This is a genomic window from Acidocella aquatica (genome assembly GCF_030160635.1).
Lineage (GTDB): Bacteria > Pseudomonadota > Alphaproteobacteria > Acetobacterales > Acetobacteraceae > Acidocella > Acidocella aquatica.
Genome location: NZ_BSOS01000025.1, coordinates 32,085 through 50,558, shown reverse-complemented (window position 1 = coordinate 50,558; position 18,474 = coordinate 32,085). Strand labels below are relative to the sequence as shown.

16 protein-coding genes are annotated in these 18,474 nt (G+C 64.7%); 3 read left to right on the top strand and 13 right to left on the bottom strand.

Annotated elements, in window-relative coordinates; translation table 11 throughout:
* Window position 1: 1 nt before the first annotated feature.
* Window positions 2-436, top strand: a complete 435-nt coding sequence (locus tag QQJ84_RS06165; protein WP_284257242.1) for a DUF2147 domain-containing protein — start codon at window positions 2-4, stop codon at window positions 434-436.
* A gap of 94 nt (window positions 437-530) precedes the next feature.
* Here the strand turns inward: QQJ84_RS06165 and QQJ84_RS06160 are convergent, their stop codons facing one another.
* The 4 genes from QQJ84_RS06160 to QQJ84_RS06145 form a co-directional block, all read right to left on the bottom strand.
* Window positions 531-1,244 (bottom strand): energy transducer TonB, encoded by a 714-nt coding sequence (locus QQJ84_RS06160; protein WP_284257241.1) that lies wholly within the window; start codon window positions 1,242-1,244, stop codon window positions 531-533.
* A 107-nt stretch (window positions 1,245-1,351) separates the two neighbouring features.
* Window positions 1,352-3,661: a TonB-dependent receptor gene (locus QQJ84_RS06155; RefSeq protein ID WP_284257240.1), complete on the bottom strand. Its 2,310-nt coding sequence runs from the start codon at window positions 3,659-3,661 to the stop codon at window positions 1,352-1,354.
* 206 nt (window positions 3,662-3,867) lie between these two features.
* On the bottom strand, window positions 3,868-4,278 hold the full coding sequence (locus tag QQJ84_RS06150) for an ExbD/TolR family protein (protein WP_284257239.1): 411 nt from the start codon (window positions 4,276-4,278) through the stop codon (window positions 3,868-3,870).
* A gap of 4 nt (window positions 4,279-4,282) precedes the next feature.
* Window positions 4,283-4,963 (bottom strand): MotA/TolQ/ExbB proton channel family protein, encoded by a 681-nt coding sequence (locus QQJ84_RS06145; RefSeq protein ID WP_284257238.1) that lies wholly within the window; start codon window positions 4,961-4,963, stop codon window positions 4,283-4,285.
* A gap of 144 nt (window positions 4,964-5,107) precedes the next feature.
* On the opposite strand from QQJ84_RS06145, the gene QQJ84_RS06140 reads away from it, so the two are divergent.
* Window positions 5,108-6,046 (top strand): DMT family transporter, encoded by a 939-nt coding sequence (locus tag QQJ84_RS06140; RefSeq protein ID WP_284257237.1) that lies wholly within the window; start codon window positions 5,108-5,110, stop codon window positions 6,044-6,046.
* Here the strand turns inward: QQJ84_RS06140 and qhpR are convergent.
* From qhpR to QQJ84_RS06095, 9 genes are all read right to left on the bottom strand, one after another.
* Entirely contained in the window at window positions 5,964-7,028 is a 1,065-nt protein-coding gene (gene qhpR, locus QQJ84_RS06135) for an AraC-like transcriptional regulator QhpR (RefSeq protein ID WP_284257236.1), read from the bottom strand. The two genes, QQJ84_RS06140 and qhpR, sit on opposite strands and share 83 nt — an antisense overlap.
* 75 nt (window positions 7,029-7,103) lie before the next feature.
* Window positions 7,104-7,895, bottom strand: a complete 792-nt coding sequence (locus QQJ84_RS06130; RefSeq protein WP_284257235.1) for an ABC transporter permease — start codon at window positions 7,893-7,895, stop codon at window positions 7,104-7,106.
* Entirely contained in the window at window positions 7,885-8,769 is an 885-nt protein-coding gene (locus tag QQJ84_RS06125) for an ABC transporter permease (RefSeq protein WP_284257234.1), read from the bottom strand. The genes QQJ84_RS06130 and QQJ84_RS06125 overlap by 11 nt, the downstream gene beginning before the upstream one ends.
* 4 nt (window positions 8,770-8,773) lie before the next feature.
* On the bottom strand, window positions 8,774-9,922 hold the full coding sequence (locus tag QQJ84_RS06120) for an ABC transporter substrate-binding protein (RefSeq protein ID WP_284257233.1): 1,149 nt from the start codon (window positions 9,920-9,922) through the stop codon (window positions 8,774-8,776).
* Window positions 9,919-10,995 (bottom strand): ABC transporter ATP-binding protein, encoded by a 1,077-nt coding sequence (locus QQJ84_RS06115; RefSeq protein WP_284257231.1) that lies wholly within the window; start codon window positions 10,993-10,995, stop codon window positions 9,919-9,921. The genes QQJ84_RS06120 and QQJ84_RS06115 overlap by 4 nt, the downstream gene beginning before the upstream one ends.
* A gap of 163 nt (window positions 10,996-11,158) precedes the next feature.
* On the bottom strand, window positions 11,159-11,467 hold the full coding sequence (locus QQJ84_RS06110) for a hypothetical protein (RefSeq protein WP_284257230.1): 309 nt from the start codon (window positions 11,465-11,467) through the stop codon (window positions 11,159-11,161).
* Window positions 11,468-11,566: 99 nt separating this feature from the next.
* On the bottom strand, window positions 11,567-14,644 hold the full coding sequence (locus QQJ84_RS06105) for an efflux RND transporter permease subunit (protein WP_284257229.1): 3,078 nt from the start codon (window positions 14,642-14,644) through the stop codon (window positions 11,567-11,569).
* On the bottom strand, window positions 14,641-15,702 hold the full coding sequence (locus QQJ84_RS06100; protein ID WP_284257228.1) for an efflux RND transporter periplasmic adaptor subunit: 1,062 nt from the start codon (window positions 15,700-15,702) through the stop codon (window positions 14,641-14,643). The genes QQJ84_RS06105 and QQJ84_RS06100 overlap by 4 nt, the downstream gene beginning before the upstream one ends.
* Complete coding sequence (locus QQJ84_RS06095) at window positions 15,699-17,054, bottom strand: TolC family protein (protein WP_284257227.1); 1,356 nt, start codon at window positions 17,052-17,054, stop codon at window positions 15,699-15,701. The genes QQJ84_RS06100 and QQJ84_RS06095 overlap by 4 nt, the downstream gene beginning before the upstream one ends.
* Before the next feature lie 146 nt (window positions 17,055-17,200).
* Between QQJ84_RS06095 and QQJ84_RS06090 the strand changes: the two genes are divergently transcribed.
* Complete coding sequence (locus QQJ84_RS06090) at window positions 17,201-18,469, top strand: Hsp70 family protein (RefSeq protein WP_284257226.1); 1,269 nt, start codon at window positions 17,201-17,203, stop codon at window positions 18,467-18,469.
* Window positions 18,470-18,474 lie beyond the last annotated feature (5 nt).

Below are 18,474 nucleotides of genomic sequence, written 5' to 3'. Positions count from 1 at the left end.
GTTGTGTGGGGGGACCGCGGCGCTCGCCGCCAGCGCCTCGCCCACCCCGCCTATTGGCAATTGGTTAACCGCCGACCATTCCGCCGTGATTCAGGTGGGCCCTTGTGGCGGCCAGCTCTGCGGCCGGATCGTAGGCATTGCTCTCAAGCATCAGACTGACCCGATGCCGGTGGATTGGCGCGGCCAGCCGCAGTGTGGAGAGGCAATTTTGCAAACAGCCTTGGTGCTGAACAATAGCGGCGCCAGCGCCTGGGTGGGCACAGTGCTCGACCCACGCAACGGCAATGTCTACCAGGCCAGCATCGCGCTGGATATGAGCCATCATTTGCGGATGCGTGGTTATCTGGGGCTGCCGATCTTCGGCCAGACTCAGACTTGGCTTCCCTATAACGGGCAGATACCCGTGGGCTGCAAACTCCCGCGCGCGCCCGGTTAGCGCTGATCGCTTTAAGTGCGATCAGGCGCTAGATCAATAGGCTCGAATTGACGCAGGAGCATCAACCCGAGCGGGTTAACTTATTGATAAGAAACTAATCCCCGTCGATGCTGACAGCCGCCATGCGGAAATCCACCGTCACGATGATCTGATACGTCCGCCCGGCAAAACCAGGCGGCGGGGCAGGGTATTGCGCAATCCGCGCGTCTTGCAGCGCGGCCGAATCCAGTAACGGATACCCGCTCGATTGCGTCAGCGCGATATTCGTCACCACCCCGTTCAAATAGGTGAACGTCAGCTTCGGTGAACCTGCTTCATGAGCCATCTGCGCGGCCTGCGGATACACCTCGTTGGCATGCGCCTGTAGCGCGGCCTTTATCGAGGCGCTGAACACATCGACATCACCGGCACTCGGCGCGGGCGGCACCACCGGTTGCGGCGGCACTACCGGCTGCGGCTTCACGGCCGGCGGCGGTGGAACCGGCTTGGGCACAGGCACATGCTGCACAACATGATGCGGTGAGGGTTTTGGCGGCGGCGGGGTGACATGTTTGGGCACCGGGGGCGCAATGGGCGTGGGCGGCACAGGCACAGGCACCGGCGGCGGCGGCGCGGGTTTGGGCGGCGGCGGCACCATCGAGAGTTTTACCACAGAGGGGGTCAGCGCCGGTGTTTCCTTATGGGCCATAATCGGCAGCAGCACGCCAAGTGCGGCCAGTTCCAGCAACAGTCCCACGCCCATGGCGGCGGCGAAGCTCCGGTTGCCCGTGCTTTGGTTCATCCAGGGGGAGTTCATCGTTTCAGACATTCGTACCAGATCTATTTGTTTATCGTTCGGGCTTCTAACGCATCAAGGCCCGGCTTACGCCGGGCCTTGACTTGTTCAGCCGCAGTTTCTCTAAACTGTCACAAAGTTCAGAAGTTGATCGGCACCGAGAGTGACACAAAAGCCGAGGTCCCGCCCAGTACATAATACCAGGTCTGGCCCGCCGCATCGGTGCCGTTGTCGAAGATCGCCTGTTTCTGATTGGTGATGTTGTTCACGTTCAGCTTCACCTTGATCTGGCTCAGGTTCGGGCTGAGATGGTTGAACGTATAGCCCGCCGCGAGGTTGACGACGTTATACGGATTGTACCAGCCGCCCGGGGACTTGCCGCCGGCCGGGCTGTTGGCATAAGCGCCGATTCCGGTGGTGCCGGAATATTCACCGCCGGTCCACTGGTCCATCACCGAGGCATAGATGCCGTTCTTGTCGTAGATCGCGCCGAAGTTGGAGGTGAATTGCGGCGCCTGCGTAATGTTGAGGTTGGTTGAGGTCTGATACGCCTGGTTATAGCCGGCGTTCACAAACAGGCTGAGGCCGTTATCGAAGCTGTAGGTCGTATCGCCCTCGATACCGCGATAGATCACGCCGCCCTGGTTGTAGAAGATCTTGTTGGTGCCGGAACCAGTGTGGTTGATGTAGTTCTGGAAGTGGATGTGATAGATATCCCCGCCCATCGCCAGATGCGGCCCCTGATAGGCGAAGCCGGCCTGCAGGTTGACGGTGTTTTCAGGCTTCACGCTGTTGAACGTGATCTGGTTGGTATAGAAAGTGTTCAGGTTCGGCGCCAGAAACCCTTCCGCCGCCTGCCCATAAACCGAGAGGTTCGGGTTGACGTCGTATTTTGCCTCGAAAGAGGGGAGCATCTTGTCGTAATTATGCTCAAAGCCCTGCGGTGACTGCGTGGTCTGGTTGAACGGCGCCTTCAGCGCGCGCTTGAAGAAAGCGTATTTCAAACCGGCGGTCAGGGTCAGCCCGTCAATCGGCTTGTAATCCACCTGCCCATAGGGCTGGAAGGTATAGAGCTGGTTATACTGCAAACGGTCGATGGTGGGCGCGGTGCCGTTGGCCAGATAGTTCGGCACATTGCCTGAGTTCAGGATCACTTCCTGCTGGAAGCGGGTGTTCACCTGATGGTCGAACCACAGGCCGGTCTTGATATCGCCCCAGTCGAAATCCTTCTGCAAACGCTGGATGGTGCCGACCGAGCGGTAATCCATCTTCATCTGCTGGCCCGGAACACCGGTGACCGCCGCGCCGGTCGGCGTGTAGGCAACCAGATTTGGAACCGCGCCGGCTGGCAGCGGCTGCCCCGGCAGGCCCTGGCCGTTGGCATCCGCGCCGTTCAGGCCGTGATGATAATAGCCGTAGGTGTAAATTTTGCCGTCATAGAGCCAGCCATCGCCGAAGTTCGACTGCACGTCGATGTAGTTCATATCGGTTACGATATGGTCTGCGTTGTATTTGTAGTAGTTCTGCTGGGTCGGGTCGCTGCTGTTGGAATAGCTCGGGCCATAATACCCGATCTGGTCAGAGGTCGTGCCGGTGGCAAAATTCTGGTACAGTTTCTGGTAGTCGGTCATCAGCGTCACGGTGGTGTTGTCGCCCACCGGGATCACGATTTTGCCGAAGAAATTGGTGCGCTCCTGGCCGGTAAAGGTCAGGCCGCCGTTGCTCTGGATGTGTTCGGCATCAACTACCGCCGCGGTGCCGTTGGCGGACTGGATCGAGCCGGTATCATAACGGATGCCGCCCAGGTTGGTATCATAGCTGCCCCATTCGCCATACGGCGTGAAGGTGCGCGTCGCCGCCGGGTCGATGGTGCGCAGCGAGATGGTGCCGCCGAAGGTGGCATCGCCCACGGTTTCCGCCGTGCCGGGGCCGCGGTCCACAATGGTCTGGCCGATCTGGCTGGCGGTGAAGAAGGAGGTCGAGTGATGCGTGAAGTCGTTGGAGTCACCAAAGGGGATACCATCGAAGGTCACGTTGTATTGGCCATCGGAGAAGCCGCGGATGGTCGGGCCGTTGGCTTCCTGCAGGCCGGGGCCGTTCGGGCTGATCGCGGAGACCGAGGGCGTGAGCTTGGCGATGTCGGCGAAGCTCTGCGTCCCGATGAGCTGGTTCTCGATGGTCTTCTTGCTCACCACCGAGGTCGGCTGCGTCGAGTGCAGCGGCGTCAGCGACGGCGCTTCATTCGGCGCGGTGCCGGGTGTGCTGGCCAGCAGGGCGGTGTCGGCCGTGCCGGTGGCGAGCACGGCGCCGAGATCGAGGTTCACCGGCGCGGTGCTGGTTTGCGCGTGCGCGGTTGCGGTGGCCAAGGCCAGCCCGGCCAGGGCGAATGCCAATGCCCGGTGCGATGATGCCCGGCGCAAGGCGCGCCGGAACGTGTTTGCGGAATTCATTGTTTAAAGCCCCTGTTTTATAATCGCGCCCGTCCCAATGCGAGCGGCGTAGATACACGGGGAGGCCGATACCCTACCACGGGGTAAAAAGCGGTGTCAGTTTTGCGAACAATCCGTGACCCTTTTGTGTCACTCAAATCGCAACAAAAAACCCGCCGGACCAAACGGCCGGGCGGGTTTTTTTTAAGTCAGTAGCTCAACAAAACCTAACTTCCGCCAGGCACCGGCTGGGCGGCGATACCGATATCCGTAACCCCGGCCTTACGGGCGGCATCGATCACGCTCATGAAATCCTGAAACGGCGTGGTCTTGTCGGTGGCGATCGTCAGGTCGGTTTTGTCAGGCGCGCCGTCGGCCTGGAACATCGCCGTCAACTGGTCCGGCGTCATCACCTGGTCCTTCACCTTGATCGTCCCGTCGGGCAGCACGTTCACGGTGAATTTCGGATGCGGCAGTGTGTCGGCCTGGCTGGAGGTCGGCAGTTGCAGGTTCACCCCGGCGTCGGGGATCATCTGCAATGTCACGATGACAAAGAACACAAGCAGGAACAGCATCACGTCGATCATCGGAATGATCTCGATGCGCGCCTTGCGGCGCTCGAAATAACGCATTTTCATCGGTTCAGGCGTTCACCAGCCGCGGGCTGGTCTGGGGCTGGGCCGGCCTGCCGCGTGAGGGCACCATGGGAGAACCGTCGGTGCGGTTCACGATCATCATCTTCATCGAGTCGAGCTGGTGCACGATCAGCTGCACCTGGTTGCTCAGCGCGTTGAAGCCGGTGAGCCCCAGCATCGCGATGAAAATACCAAACGCGGTGGCGACGAGCGCATCGGCAACGCCGCCGGTCACTTCAGCCGGCGCGTGGCCGGGCTGGGCCAGCACGTTAAACGCATGGAACATGCCGATGATGGTGCCAAAGAGGCCGAGCAGGGGCGCCAGGGTCACCACGGTGTCGAGAATCCACAGGCGGCGGTCGAGCATGGGGGCGATCAGCATGATCGACTCGTCAAGCCGGTTGGCCATGCCCTCGGCATCAGCGGTGTCGAGATGGCGGATTGCGGTGTCCAGCAGGGCGGCTTCCGGCAGGTTGCCGGCGGTTTGCAGCAGGCCGGTGAGGTCCTGGTGCGAGAGCGCGGATTTCTCGGCGGTCGCGCGGATGATTGATTTGCCGCGCAAAATCGTGCTGCGCAATGACCAGGCGCGGTCGATCATAACCGCCAGCGCCACCATCAGCAGCGTTGCCAGGACATAGAGTACCCCATCCGAATAATCGGCGAGATAGATAATATATGCGATGCTCACTTTCTAACCCTCACAGTGTTCGGGTGGCCGATACAGCAACTTGGGTCCCCGCAGTGTGATAGATTTGTGTCAGTAACGATCGCCGGGACAAGCGCACCGGCGGCGCTTTGCCCCAGAGCCGCCCCCGAGCTAAGACCTCACCGTATGACTCACGCAACCGCCACCGAGGGGCGCGGCAAGATCCCTCCTGAACTGGTCCTGGTTTTTATCACCATGATCTGGGGTTTCACCTTTCTGGTCATCAAGCTTGGCCTGGCGCATGGCGGCGCCCTGGCGCTGGTTGGCCTGCGTTTTGCCATTGGCGCCGCGCTGCTCGCGGGCATCACCCGCCCGTCCTGGCCCCGCCTCGCCGAATGGCGCGCGGGTTTTTTCATCGGCACCTCGCTCTTCGCGGGTTACGCGCTGCAGGCCCAGGGGCTTACGGATATCGCCTCCAGCCGCTCGGCCTTTTTCACCGCGCTTTATGTGCCCCTGGTGCCGATGTTGCAGCTGCTGCTGTTTCGCAAGCCCCCGGGGTGGACCGGCCTTCTCGCCATCATCCTGGCCTTCGCCGGGCTCGCCCTGCTCGCGCACCCCAAGGGCGGCGTGTTCCAGCTTTCCCTGGGCGACTGGCTGACCCTCGCCGCCGCGCTTGCCTGCGCGCTCGAGATCATTCTGCTCAGCCGCTACGCCCCGCGCTGCAATCCGCTGCGCCTGGCGGTCGCGCAGATGAGCGTGGTGGCGGTGCTCAGCCTGGGCACCAACCTGCTTACCGGCGCTGCCGTGCCCTGGGCCTACCCGCCCTTTTGGTACAGCACCATCGGCCTGGGTGCCGCCACCAGCATCATCATGTTCGGTCAGGCCTGGGGGCAGGCGCGCGTTCCGGCGCTGCGGGCCAGTGTCATCTTTGCCATGGAGCCGGTCTGGGCGGGCGCCGTCGGCGCCGTGGCGGGCGACCCGATGGGCCTCGCCACCATCGCTGGCGCCGGCATGATCGTGACCGGCATTTTGACCGAGCCGTTCAGACGGTTTTTTTCCCGCAAAGCCGCTCCGCGCGCACCTGCTCCGGCGGCGCGCCAAACCAGCGGCGGCACGCCCGGCTGAACGGGCTCAGCTCGGCATAGCCCAGCAACTGGCCGATGCTCGAGATCGAGAGATGCGGCAGCGACAAATAGCTAAGCGCCAGCGCCTGGCGCACCTGCTGCACGGCATCCGAATAGCTGAGCCCCGCCTCCCCCAGCCGCCGCTGCAGGGTCCAGCGCGCCACGCCCAGCGCATCGGCCACCTCTTCCATGGGCGGATACCCATCGGGCAGCCGGGCGCGAATTTCCCCGCGCACCCGCTCCGCCAGCGGCACCGCCCCGCGCGGCAACCGGCGCATGCAGGCCTCGGCCAGCAGGCGCGAGAATTTCCCCGCATCCGCGCCAGGCATCGCCCGGTTCAAATCGCGCGGGCGGAAGGCAATGGCATTGGTGCACTGGCCAAAATACACCGGCGCGCCGAACGTCTCCTCATGCTCGCCGCAATGCCCTGGGTTCGGATGCTCAAAATGCACCTCCTCGGGCACAAACCCAGGCCCGAACGCATGCCGCAGCAGGTTCTGGAACATCGCGATGGTCAACTCCGCATCCTGGCGCCGGTCGAATATCCGCCAATCGAGAATCCGGTACTCCAGCCGCAGCAACCCGCCCTCGGCGCGCAAGCCGACCTGGCTGGCCTCCTGGTGCAGCGGGAACAAATCCACGAACTGGCGCAACGCGGCGCCGATGGTCGGCGCCGCCAGTGCGATATCGCCCACCAGCCCGTGGCTGGAGGCCGGAAACTGCCGCCCATAGCGCAGCCCGAAATTATCGCAGCGGGAAATTTTCGCCGCCCGCTCCATCATGTCCACATAGGCTGAAAGCGCCAGGCTGCCCTCGCTGGCGCCGTTCAGCCGGCTGGCATCAATCCCGGCCGGCCCCATCACCCGGCCGGCATCCGCACCAATTTCATCAAGAAACGGCAAAAGTCCCAAAGTCGCCACCAGGGCAACCTGTGCGCCCCGACTCTGTTCAGCCTGGGTCTGCTCAGCCAATCGGCTCATCATTTCAAACTCCGCCCTTCGCCCTGGGTGCGGTATGCGTGGTGTATCCCGAAGTTCGTAAGCTAAGCCGATAACGATCTAGCGCGCAACCCGCCCGGAATCGCCGATCAGTCTTTGCGCCAGCAACACCGGCACGGCGGTGAAGAGGATGATCGCGAACACCACGACATTCACCTCCGGCAGCTTCTGGCCCAGCCGGATGGCGCCAAAAATCCAAAGCGGCAGCGTATTCTGCGCGCCGGCCGTGAAGGTGGTCACGATCACCTCATCGAAGGAGAGCGCGAACGCCAGCAGCGCCCCGGCGCCGATGGCGCTTGCCATCATCGGCAGCATCACCCGCCGGAAGGTGAGGAACGCATCCGCGCCCAGATCCGCCGAGGCCTCCGCCAGCGAGCGCGGCAGCCGCCGCAGCCGCGCGATCACGTTGTTATACACAATCACCACGCAAAACGTCGCGTGCCCGGCCACGATGGTCCAATAGGAGAGGTTAAGCCCCCAGAACGCGAAATACGAGGCCAGCGCCATGCCGGTTAAAATGCCTGGCAGCGCGATCGGCAGCACCACCACGAAGCTGACAACCTCCTTGCCCACCGAGCGCATCCGCGCCACCGCCATCGCCGCCAGCGTGCCCAGCACCACCGCCATGCAGGTCGCCAGCGCGGCCACCTTAAGCGACAATATCAGCGCCTCGCGCACCTCGTCGTCGTTCCAGGTGTCGGCGAACCAGTGCAGCGCGAAACCGGTGAGGGGCCAGGCCGGAATCGGCGCGGCGGAGAAGGCATACACCACGATGATGACCACCGGGATGAACAAAAACGCCAGTATCGCGGCCACCGCCGCCCAGATCAGCCATTCGCCCCTAGAGTGCATCGAACGCTCCCAACTTGCGCGCCAGCAGCAGAAACACCGCCATCACCCCGAGCGGCAGCACCGCATACGCCGCCGCGAAGGGAATATTATTGGTCACGCCGACATTGGCGTAGACCACATTACCGATAAAGTCGGAGCCTTTGCCGCCGACCAGCATCGGCGTCACGAAATCCCCCAAGGTCAGCGAAAATGTGAAAATCGCCCCCGCCACCATGCCAGGCAGCGCCATCGGCAAAATCACCCGCCGGAAGGTCGCCATGCCGCGCTCGCCCAAATCAGCCGACGCCTCAAGCAGGCTGGGCGGAATCCGCTCCACCGCCGCGGCCAGGGGCAAGATCATGAACGGCAGCCACAGGTATGAAAACACGATCCACATCGCCCAGTTGCTGTAGCCGATCTGCATGTCGGGCAGGCCCAGCGCGTTCAGCGCCCAGTTCAGCACGCCGTCATGCGCCAAAATCAACCGCCACGCATAAACCCGCGCCAGATAGCTCGACCACAACGGCACCAGCACCAGCGCCATCAGCACCGCGCGCAATTTCGGCCCCGCGAGGCGCACCATCGCATAGGCAAACGGCCAGGCCAGCACCGCATCTGTCACCGTCACCGCGGCGGCGATGAAAATCGTCCGCACCGCGATTGTGCGGTAGATCGGGTCGCCCAGAAGCTGCTGGAAATTACTGAAGGAAAACCCAGGGATCAGGTTGCCGCTCAAATCGTCAACCGTCCAGAACGCGGTGACCAGCAGCGCCCCGATCGCCGCCAGATACAACGCCAGAAACCACACCGCCGGCAGGCCGAGCAGGGCCGCATTCGCCGCCCCCTCATGCCGCCAGCCGAACGCGGACAAGGCCGCGCGCCATGTCCGCTTCATCGCATCAGCCCTTTATGTTCTGCCATGCGCGCTGCCAGGCGGCATAGTCCAGGCAGTCATCCTTGCCGTTGCCGCATTGTTTCAGCGGGGTCTTCCAGAATTTGATCTGGTCGAAATACGAGGCCGGCGCATTGGCGTGATACTGCGCGCACGCGCCCGGCTGCTCCGCGTCCATTTCCTTGCAGGCCAGCGTGTTCGCTGGTGTCTCGCCGAAATAAATCGCCTGCTGTGCCTGCACCTTCGGCGTTGTCACCCAGTTGATCCACTCATACGCGCAGTTGGGGTGCGGCGCCTTGGCCGAGATCATCCAGGTATCCGCCCAGCCCGTCGCCCCTTCGGCCGGAATGGTATCGGCCACGGCCACCTTCGCCGCCTGCAGCGTGTTGGTCTGATAAGGCCATGCCGCTCCCACCACCGCGTCGCCCGAGGTGAACAGCTGGATTTCATCCGAGGCCAGCGCCCAGTATTTCTTGATCAGCTTCGCCTGCGCCTTGAGCAGCGTCACCGCCGCATCCATCTGCGTCTGGTTCAGCTCATACGGGTCGGTGATCCCCAGCGCCGGCTGTGTTTTGGAGAGATACAGCGCGGCATCGGCAATCTGGATCGGATTATCGGGCACCGTTATCTGCCCGGTGTATTTCGGGTCATAGATCACGCCCCACGAGGTGGGCGGGGTGGGGAAGGCCTTGGTGCTGTAGAGCAGCGTGTTTGGCCCCCATTCATAGGAGACCCCGTAGTGCACGCCACCAACGGTATTGAAATCCGGCCCCTTCAGCTGTGGGATGAAATCCTTCCATGCCGGGATCAGCGCCATGTTGATCGGCTGCACGGTATGGCCATAAATCAGCCGCAACGTCGCATCGCCCGAGGCCGACACCACATCATACTGGTCGCCGCCGCCAGAGCGCATCAGCGCCACCATCTCGTCGGAGGAGCCAGCATATTTGGCGTGTACCTGGCAGCCGGTCGCGGCCTCGAAGGGTTTCACCCAGTCATCCTGCGCGTAGCCTTCCCAGGCCACCACGTTGAGCGTGCCTTCGCCCTTGCCGATCGCCTGCAGCGGCTCCATCGCCGCGGCGCCCTGCACCATCGGTAGAAAAGTGGAAAGCCCAAGTGCCACTCTTGCGAGTTTTCTTTTCAGTCCTGTTGTCATCGAACCTCTCCCTTGTTGTTGATAGGCGCAAGTCTGGTTGCCGCCGAGCGCGGCCAGGCGGCCAGAACCTTATCTCCGGGGGTAAGCCGCAACCGGTCGCCAAGCGGCGTGGTATTCGCCTCCATCACCGCGAGCACGCCGCCATCGGCCAGCACCACCTGATAGCGCGTCACGGCGCCCAGATAGGTCGCCTCGCGCACCTGCGCCGGCTGTGCTTCATAGCCCTCCGGCGGCGCGGCCTGCGGCGGCAACAGCAATATTTTCTCCGGCCTGAGCAAAATCCCGTGCCCCGGGCCGATCAGGTTGGAGGAGCCGACAAAATCGGCGACAAAGGCCGAGTTAGGGCGCTCATAGAGGTCGAACGGCGTTCCCACCTGCTCGATGCGCCCCTGCGAGAACACCGCGATACGGTCGCTCATCGCCAGCGCCTCGTCCTGGTCGTGCGTCACATATATAAAGGTAATGCCGCTCTCATGCTGGAGCCGCTTCAGCTCCGTCTGCATCTGGTGGCGCAGCTTCAAATCCAGCGCGCCCAGCGGCTCGTCGAGCAGCAGCACGCGCGGCTGGTTGACCATGGCGCGCGCCAAGGCCACGCGCTGGCGCTGTCCGCCGGAAAGCTGGGCAGGCTTGCGCGCGCCGAAATCGCCCAGGCGCACCTTTTCCAGCGCGGCCTGCGCCTGCTCATGCGCCTCATTTTTGGGTACTTTGCGCGCCCGCAGCCCGTAGGCCACATTCTCCACCAGGGTGAGATGCGGAAACAGCGCGTAATCCTGGAACACGGTATTCACCGCCCGCGCGAACGGGGGCAGCGCCGCCACATCCTCGCCATCGAGCATGATCCGCCCGGTGTCGGGCCGTTCGAATCCCGCGATTAACCGCAATGTCGTGGTCTTGCCCGAGCCGGAAGGGCCGAGCAGCGTAAAAAATTCGCCCGCGTAAATCGTCAGGTCCAGCCGCGCCAGCGCCACCGCGCCGCCATACGCCTTGCTCACCCCCTCCAGCGAGACAATCAGTTGCCGCCCGGCAGCGGCATTCTGCTCCACGGGTTCACGCGCGAGTTGTTCCAGGATCATACCTCCTACCATAACACCGTGGCAGGATGGCACATGAGCAGCCGCTTCTGGTTGACCATGCAACACAGCCCACCCCGTTCATGGGGTTACCCGGCTTGTTACATGGGGTCATCACAGCCCGATTGAAGGTGCTCCCTTCAACCGGGCAAGGTCATTTTCGACTTTAATCGTCGTCGTCATCACCGCCGCCGCCAAAGCCGAACACAATCGCAGGCGGCGCATAATAGGCGGGCGGCGGGGCGTAATACGCCGGCGCCGGCGGTGCGTAATACTGCGGCCGCGGATAATACCCTCCGCCCCAGCCGGCCTGCCAATGGTCACGCTGGTCATCGCCGCCGCGTTGCTGGTGGTGCCAGCCGTCGCCGCCATGGTCATCCCAGCCGTCGGCTTTGGCCGTATGTGTCATGGCCAGGCCGATGCCCAGCGTCAAAGTGGCAAGCAGAAGTTTGGTGCGCGTCGAAACTGTTTTCATAAATCGGCCCTCCAGAGCTGATGTTTTCCATTATGCGGGAAAACAGGTCAGCCTCGGGGCGGCATCAAGGCGCAAAAAAGGCAGAGTGTTACAAAAGGTTTACGAAATTTCCGGTCCGCTCTCGCGTTCGCGCAGCAGCCACAGCAGCACGGGCAGCGCCAGCAGCACCATGGGGAATTGCACGAGCAGGCCGGAGATGATGGCGATGGCCAGCGGCTGCTGCATCCCCGCACCCTGGCCAAGGTCCAGCGCCAGGGGCAGCAGCGTGAGGATGGCCGCCAGCGTGGTCATGGCGATGGGCCGCAAACGGTTCACGCTGGCGGCGATCAGCGCCGCGCGGGTGTCCATGTCCTGCGCCAAATGCGTGTATTCGCTGACAAAGAAAATCGCCATTTCAGTGGCGATGCCCACGATCATCGTCATGCCCATCAGTGCCGTGATGTTCAGCTCGATCCCGGTGAGCCACAGCCCGGTGAACACCGCGGTGGTGGAGAGCAGCGAGGTGCCCATGATCGCGAACACCAGCGCAAACCGCTCATAGAGAAACAGCAGCAGCGCGAATTCCGCCAGCAATGCCGCGATGAACACGCGCACCAGCCCGGCGAAGGCAATCTGTTGCTGCTTATAGAGCCCGCCCAGCGTGTAGGTGACCCCCGGGCCGAGTACGCCGGGCCTGGCCAGTGCGGTCTTCACATCCGCGATCACGCTGCCGATCCCCCGCCCGGTGATCCGCCCCGTCACCGCGACAATCTGCTGCAGGTTCTCGCGCGTGATCTCGGGCTGCCCGGCAGCGATGGAGAAGCTGGCGATACTGCCAAGCGGCACCAGCGCCCCGCCCGGCGTGGCGATGGGGATCGCGCCCAGCGCATCGGTGTTCGCCTTGGCGCCGGGGGCCAGTTGCACCCGCACGCCGGTTTGCTGGTTCTCGCCCTCCAGCGTGGTCACCACGCTGCCGTTCAGCTGCGTATCCAGGCTGGCCGCCACGCTTGCCGGGTCCAGCCCCAGCATCGCAGCGCGCGCCGGGTCAACGTGGATTTCATACGCATCCCCCGCCGGGACGATGCCGTTCACCACCGAATTCACCCCCGCGATGCGGCCCAGCGCATCGGCCACCCGCAGCGCCGCCGGCCCAAGCTGAGCCGGGTCCGCCGCCGCCAATTTCACCTCGATGGGCTGCGGCACCCCGGTCAGATCGCCGATCTCATCGCCCATCAACTGATGCAAATCGGTATCCACGCCGGGAACCTTGGTGGTGATCTGTTCGCCGAGCCGCTGCATCACGGTATCGATCCCCGGCCGGGTGCCAACCGGGGTCAGCCGGACCACGATATCGCCCTGGTTCGGCTCGTTGAGGTCGCCGCCAAACCCCGCCCCGATCCGTGTCGAGAAGCTCTCCACCGCCGGGTCGGCGCGCAGAATCCCTTCCACCTGCGCGATCTCGCGCCGTGTCTCCCCCAGCGAGGTGCCGGGCGCGCTCTGGTAATCCAGCACGAACCCGCCCTCGTCGAGATTGGGCATGAAGCCGGTCTGCACATGGTTGAAGGAGAGCGCCCCCACCACCAGCAGCACCGCCACCGCGCCGCCGAGCAGGGCAGGGTGCCTGAACACCCGCGCCAGCAGCGCGCCATGGGTGCGTGTCAGCCAGCCGGGCTTGTCCATCTCCGGGTCGTGCCATTTTTTAAAATCGATCAACCGGCTCGCCAGCAGCGGCACCGCGAAGGCGGTGAGCAGCCAGGAGGCGAACAGCGTGGAGGCCATGGTGATGGAGAGCGCCTTGAAGAACGCCCCGGTCACGCCGGAGAGAAACCCCAGCGGCGCGAACACGATCAGCGTCGCCGCCGAGGAGCCGGTGAGCGGCGCCAGAAACTCCGCGCCATCCTCCAGCACGCGGTTGCGCACCGGCACCGACCCCGGCTCATGGTCCGCCGCATATTGCTCGCTGGCACGGCGCGCCAGATGCTCGATCATCACGATCACATCGTCGATCACCAGCCCGACCGATGCCGCCAGCCCGCCCAGGGTCATGATGTTGAAGCTCATCCCCAGCAGCGAGAGCACCAGCACCGCCGCCGCCAGCGAGGCCGGTACAATCAATACCGCCAGCAGCGTGATGCTCCAGCTGCGCAGGAAGAACAGCAGCACCAGCGCCGCCAGCCCCACCCCGATCAGGATCGCGTCGCGCACCGAACTCGCCGCCGCCACCACCAGCGTGCTCTGGTCATACCATTTGCTCAACCGCACGCCGGGCGGAATCTGCGGCGCGAACCCCGCCAGCGCCTGCTCCACCGCATGCGCGATCGCGACAGAGTTGCTGCCTGGCTGCTGGAACAGCAGCACGGTCACCGCCTGTTTGCCGTCCGCCGAGACCGCGAAATATTGAGGCGCCACGCCAGCGTGCACATTGGCGACATCCGAGAGCCGCAGCACGCCATCCGGCCCGCCGCGCACCACGATGTGCTTCACATCGTCCACCGTGCGCAGCGCATTGGCGTTCATCAGCAAATAGAGCAGGTCGTGGTCTTCCACCCTTCCCACTGATTGCAGCACATTCGCCGCCCCCACCGCCTTGGTCACATCCCCCAGCGTTAAATGAAACGCCGCCAGCAGATGCGGGTCGACATCAACTTCAACCTCCGCCGTGTCCCCGCCCTGCACCTGCACCCGCGCCACGCCGGGCAGCGCCGAGAGCAGCGGCACGATCTGGTATTGCGCCATATTCTGCAGCTTCACCTGGCTCACGCCGGGCGAGGTGAGGGCATAGGCCATGAAGGGGAACACCGTCGGGTCCATGCGCAGCACGGTATAGCTGGTGCTGGGCGGCAGGCTGGGCAGCAGCTGCGTCACCGCCGCGTTCACCCCCAGCGTGGCGGCGGTCATATCCGCCCCCCAGTTGAAATCGATAATCATCTGCGCCGACCCGCGCGAGGTCGTGGAGGTCACATCCACCACCCCCGGCACCGCGCGCACCGCCTGTTCCATCGGCTGCGTCACCTGCAGCATCATCTGCTGCGCCGGCTGGCTGCCGGTGCTGATATTCACCCGCACGCGCGGAAACGCCGTCTGCGGAAACAGGCTGATCGGCAGCGAGAGCGCGGACACGATGCCGCCAAAGGCCAGCACCGCCGCCGCCAGCAGCACCGAGCGGCTATGCCGGTTTAACCAGAGCGCAAACTTCAATTCCCGGCTCCGCCCGCCAGCCGCACCGCGGTACCGTCATCGAGCTGATACGCCCCAACGGTGACCAGCGGCAGCGCCGGATTCAGCCCCGCCGCCGCCAATACGCTCTGCCCGTCAGCGTTGCCCGTTATCTGCACAGCAACCCGGTGCGCGATGTTGCGCGCATCGAGTTGAAACACGTAACTCCCCTGGGCATCGCTCTGCACCGCGTCGCGCGGCACCACATAGCCGTTCAGCTGGCCGGTGGTGATCACCGCCTCCACCGGCGCGCCCAACGGCAGCGCGCCTTGCGGGGCAAGCGTCACATCCTGCAACCCGCTCTGCGGATTGGGCATCGCCGCCACCAGCGCCACTTGCCCGTCAACCACCGCCCCGCCATCGTTCAGCAGCGTGATTTTCGCCGCATCGCCAGGGGCGATGGCGCCCGCCTGCGCGGGGGTAACACCCGTTACCGCCACCATATGGCCGCTCTCGGCCAGCCGCAGCAACCCGCTGCCCGCCGGCTGGATACTCCCCGGCGCCACCAGCACGGCGGAAACAACACCCGCGAACGGCGCCACGATATTCCTCGTCCGCCCCGCCCCGGCCGCCTGCAACGCCTTGAGCGCGCCATCGGCATCCCCCACGGCCTGATCCGCCGCCGCCAGATCGGCGTTCGTCGCCAGATGGCTCGCCAGCAATGCCGCCACATGCGCCCGCGCCGCCTGCGCCGCCGCCACGGCGTCGCGCGCCTTGCGCAGCTCCGCGACCGAGGGCGCATCCGCCGCCAGCGTCGCCAGCACCTGCCCGGCGGCGACACTTTGCCCCAGACTCACCGCCACATTGCCGACCACGCCGCTGGCCTGCGTGGAGAGCGTCTGCTCCGCCCCCGGACCGGCGGCCACGCTGCCATAGGCCGTCACGGTGGCGGGCAGGCTGCCGGGTTCAAGCTTCATGGTGCTCACCAGCACGCTTGGCGCCGCCGCCACGTTTGCCACCGGGCCGGGGGCAAACACCCACCACGCCGCCCCCGCTAAAATCACCACGGCCAGGAGCATCCAGGGGCGAACAAACTTCATGCGGCAGGTTCCATCGGCGCGGCGGCGATCGGCGGCAGGCCAACCCCGGTTAAGGTTTCCAGCGAGAGCCGGGCGGTCAACAATTGCACCCGCAGGGCGATCGCCTCGCGCTCGCGGCTGGTGGCGGCGCTTTGCAGCCCGGCGGCGCTGCTTGCGTCCAGCGCCCCGCTGGCGAACGCGGCCCGCGCCTGCGCCGCGATTTTCACCGCCGCCGCCGCCTGGGTGTCAGCGGCGGCGCTCTCGTCCTGCAACAACGCTATGCGCGCCAGCAGCGCTCGCGCCCCGGCATCCGCGCTGGCCAGACTGGCCTGGAACTGTGCCGCCAACTGCGCCCGCGTCGCCTTTGCCTGCGCGATGGCGCCCCGGTTGCGGTTGAACAGCGGCAGGCTCAGGCTCACCTGCGGCCCGGCGCTCCACACATTGCTCGTATCCCGCCCGGCGGTCGCGCCGATGCTCACCGGCAGAAACTGCGACAATATCGCCCCGCGCAGCTTCGCATCCGCCTGTTCGTAGCCAAAGCGCAGTGCGATCAAATCCGGCCGCCGCTGCGCCAGCGAGTTGATGGCGTCCTCAACCGCCGCTGGGTTTAGCGGCTGCACCGGGCTCAGCGCCACCGCCACATCGGTGCCGGGCTGCAACCCCAGCAGCGCGTCAAGCTGGTCGCGGTCCTGGCCGCGCGTCTGCACCGCCGTGTTCAGCGCCGTGTCCACCGCCGCCAGATCCGCCATGCTGACCGACTCCGCCGCCACGGTGAGGTTATGCGCCGCCACCTGCGCCAGCGTCGCGTTGTTCACCTGCGCCAGCGCGTCATGGTCCGCCCGCAGCGTGGCCAGGCTTTGCGCATCGCCGTCCAGCATGATGCAAAGCTGCTCCGCCTGGCTGGCCACCTGCCATTCCTGCCACAATATCTGCGCGTTCACCTGCGCCAGCCCGGCCTTGGCCGCGCGGACATTCACCCGGTAGGTCACCAGCGCCGATACATCCTGGCTCAACCCCCCGGCCAGTGCCGGCATGCTCCCCGGCCCGCTGAGCAGTGCCGCAAACCCGGCGCTCAGCGAAGGGTCTGGCACCAGCCCCGCGCTCAGCAAATCCGCCTCGCCCACGCCCCGCTGCGCCCGCGCCGCCACCAGATCCGGGTCATTCAACACCGCCAGCGCCGCCACATCCGGCAGGCTCAACGCCCCGCCCAGGGCCACCGCGCCGCCGCCCGGCAACTGGTTGCGCAAACCGGCAACCGAGGCCTGCAGCGGATCATGCAGAGCAAGCGGCGCCGGATGATAAACCGCGCAACCGGCCAATCCAAAAAACAAGCCCGTTTTAAGGGCAATCAGGCAGTATCGCGGCAAGCTCATATGGTCAGTATGCCTCAAGGTTCTCACCCACCCTAACCCACCCCCCGCGCGCTTGTCACTTATGACGGAACTGTCATCCAGCCCGGCCCTTGCGCCGCCGCACGGTCTGCGCTTGAAGCCCTTCTCCTTGAAAACTGGGCGTGTGAATGACAAAGCTGATCGGTATTGATTTTGGCACCACCAACAGCGTGGTGGCCGTGCTCTCGCCCGATGGCAGCGTGCAGACCCGGCGCTTCGCCCTTGGCGCGGCGGAGTTTGACGTTTTTCGCACGGTGCTGTGCTTCTGGAGCGAACAATCCAACGGCCGCAGCCATATGCACCATGCCGCCGGGCCGAAGGCCATCGAGGCCTATCTGGATGACCCGCTCGACAGCCGGTTGATTATGTCGATGAAAACCTATCTCGCCCAGCACAGTTTCACCCAGACCAATATTTTTGGCCGCATCTTCACCCTGGAGCAGATGGTCTCGCTGTTTCTGCGCGCGTTGCTCGGCACCGGCCATGCCGGCGCGCATATCACCGCCGGGCGGCCCGTGCGCTTCGCCGGAGATTTCGCCGATGACGATTTCGGCGAGGCCCGCCTGCGCGCCAGCTACGCCGCCGCCGGTTTCCCCGCGATCGACGTGGCGCTTGAACCCCAGGCCGCCGGTTATCGCTTCACGCGCGGCCTCTCCGCCCCCGCCACCGTGCTGGTGGGTGATTTTGGCGGCGGCACCAGCGATTTTTCGCTCCTCCGCTTCACCCCCGGCGCCGCGCATCCGGTGGTCTCGCTTGGCCACAGCGGCATCGGCATCGCGGGTGACACGTTCGACTACCGTATCATCGACAACGTGGTCTCCCCGCTGCTCGGTAAGGGCGGCACCTATAAGGTCATGGGCACCGACCTGCCGGTGCCTGTCGAATATTTCACCGGCTTCGCGCGCTGGCATCGCCTCTCGCTCATGCGCACGCCCCGCATCCTGCGCGACATCGAGGAAGTCGCCCGCGCCAGCGCCGACCCCTCGCGGCTGCGCAACCTCATCGCCCTGGTGCGCGATGAAGCCGGTTATCAGCTCTACCAGACTGTCAGCGCGCTAAAAGCCCAGCTTTCCAAAGCGCCAACGGCGCTGTTGCGCTTCGAGCATGAGAAACTGGTGATCGAGCGTGAAATCTCCCGCGCTGATTTCGAATCCTGGATCGCCCCTGATGTCCAGCGCCTGGCCGCAACCGTCGATCAGGCGCTGGAGCGCGCGGGGGTCACGGTTGAGGAGGTCGACCGCGTCTTCCTCACCGGCGGTACATCGTTTGTCCCGGCGGTGCGGCGCATTTTCACCGAGCGTTTCGGTACGCAGCGCATCTCGGCGGGCGGTGAATTCGTCTCGGTGGCCGAAGGGCTGGCGCTGATCGGCCGCGACCGGATGGCCGCCGCGGCCTGACCTTA

Coding starts and splice junctions, on each gene's coding strand:
- QQJ84_RS06115 (WP_284257231.1), bottom strand. CDS start 10,995: ATGATCCTGGAACAACTCGCGCGTGAACCCGTGGAGCAGAATGCCGCT.
- QQJ84_RS06130 (WP_284257235.1), bottom strand. CDS start 7,895: ATGCACTCTAGGGGCGAATGGCTGATCTGGGCGGCGGTGGCCGCGATA.
- QQJ84_RS06120 (WP_284257233.1), bottom strand. CDS start 9,922: ATGACAACAGGACTGAAAAGAAAACTCGCAAGAGTGGCACTTGGGCTT.
- QQJ84_RS06140 (WP_284257237.1), top strand. CDS start 5,108: ATGACTCACGCAACCGCCACCGAGGGGCGCGGCAAGATCCCTCCTGAA.
- QQJ84_RS06125 (WP_284257234.1), bottom strand. CDS start 8,769: ATGAAGCGGACATGGCGCGCGGCCTTGTCCGCGTTCGGCTGGCGGCAT.
- QQJ84_RS06100 (WP_284257228.1), bottom strand. CDS start 15,702: ATGAAGTTTGTTCGCCCCTGGATGCTCCTGGCCGTGGTGATTTTAGCG.
- QQJ84_RS06155 (WP_284257240.1), bottom strand. CDS start 3,661: ATGAATTCCGCAAACACGTTCCGGCGCGCCTTGCGCCGGGCATCATCG.
- QQJ84_RS06110 (WP_284257230.1), bottom strand. CDS start 11,467: ATGAAAACAGTTTCGACGCGCACCAAACTTCTGCTTGCCACTTTGACG.
- QQJ84_RS06090 (WP_284257226.1), top strand. CDS start 17,201: ATGACAAAGCTGATCGGTATTGATTTTGGCACCACCAACAGCGTGGTG.
- QQJ84_RS06150 (WP_284257239.1), bottom strand. CDS start 4,278: ATGAAAATGCGTTATTTCGAGCGCCGCAAGGCGCGCATCGAGATCATT.
- qhpR (WP_284257236.1), bottom strand. CDS start 7,028: ATGATGAGCCGATTGGCTGAGCAGACCCAGGCTGAACAGAGTCGGGGC.
- QQJ84_RS06160 (WP_284257241.1), bottom strand. CDS start 1,244: ATGTCTGAAACGATGAACTCCCCCTGGATGAACCAAAGCACGGGCAAC.
- QQJ84_RS06095 (WP_284257227.1), bottom strand. CDS start 17,054: ATGAGCTTGCCGCGATACTGCCTGATTGCCCTTAAAACGGGCTTGTTT.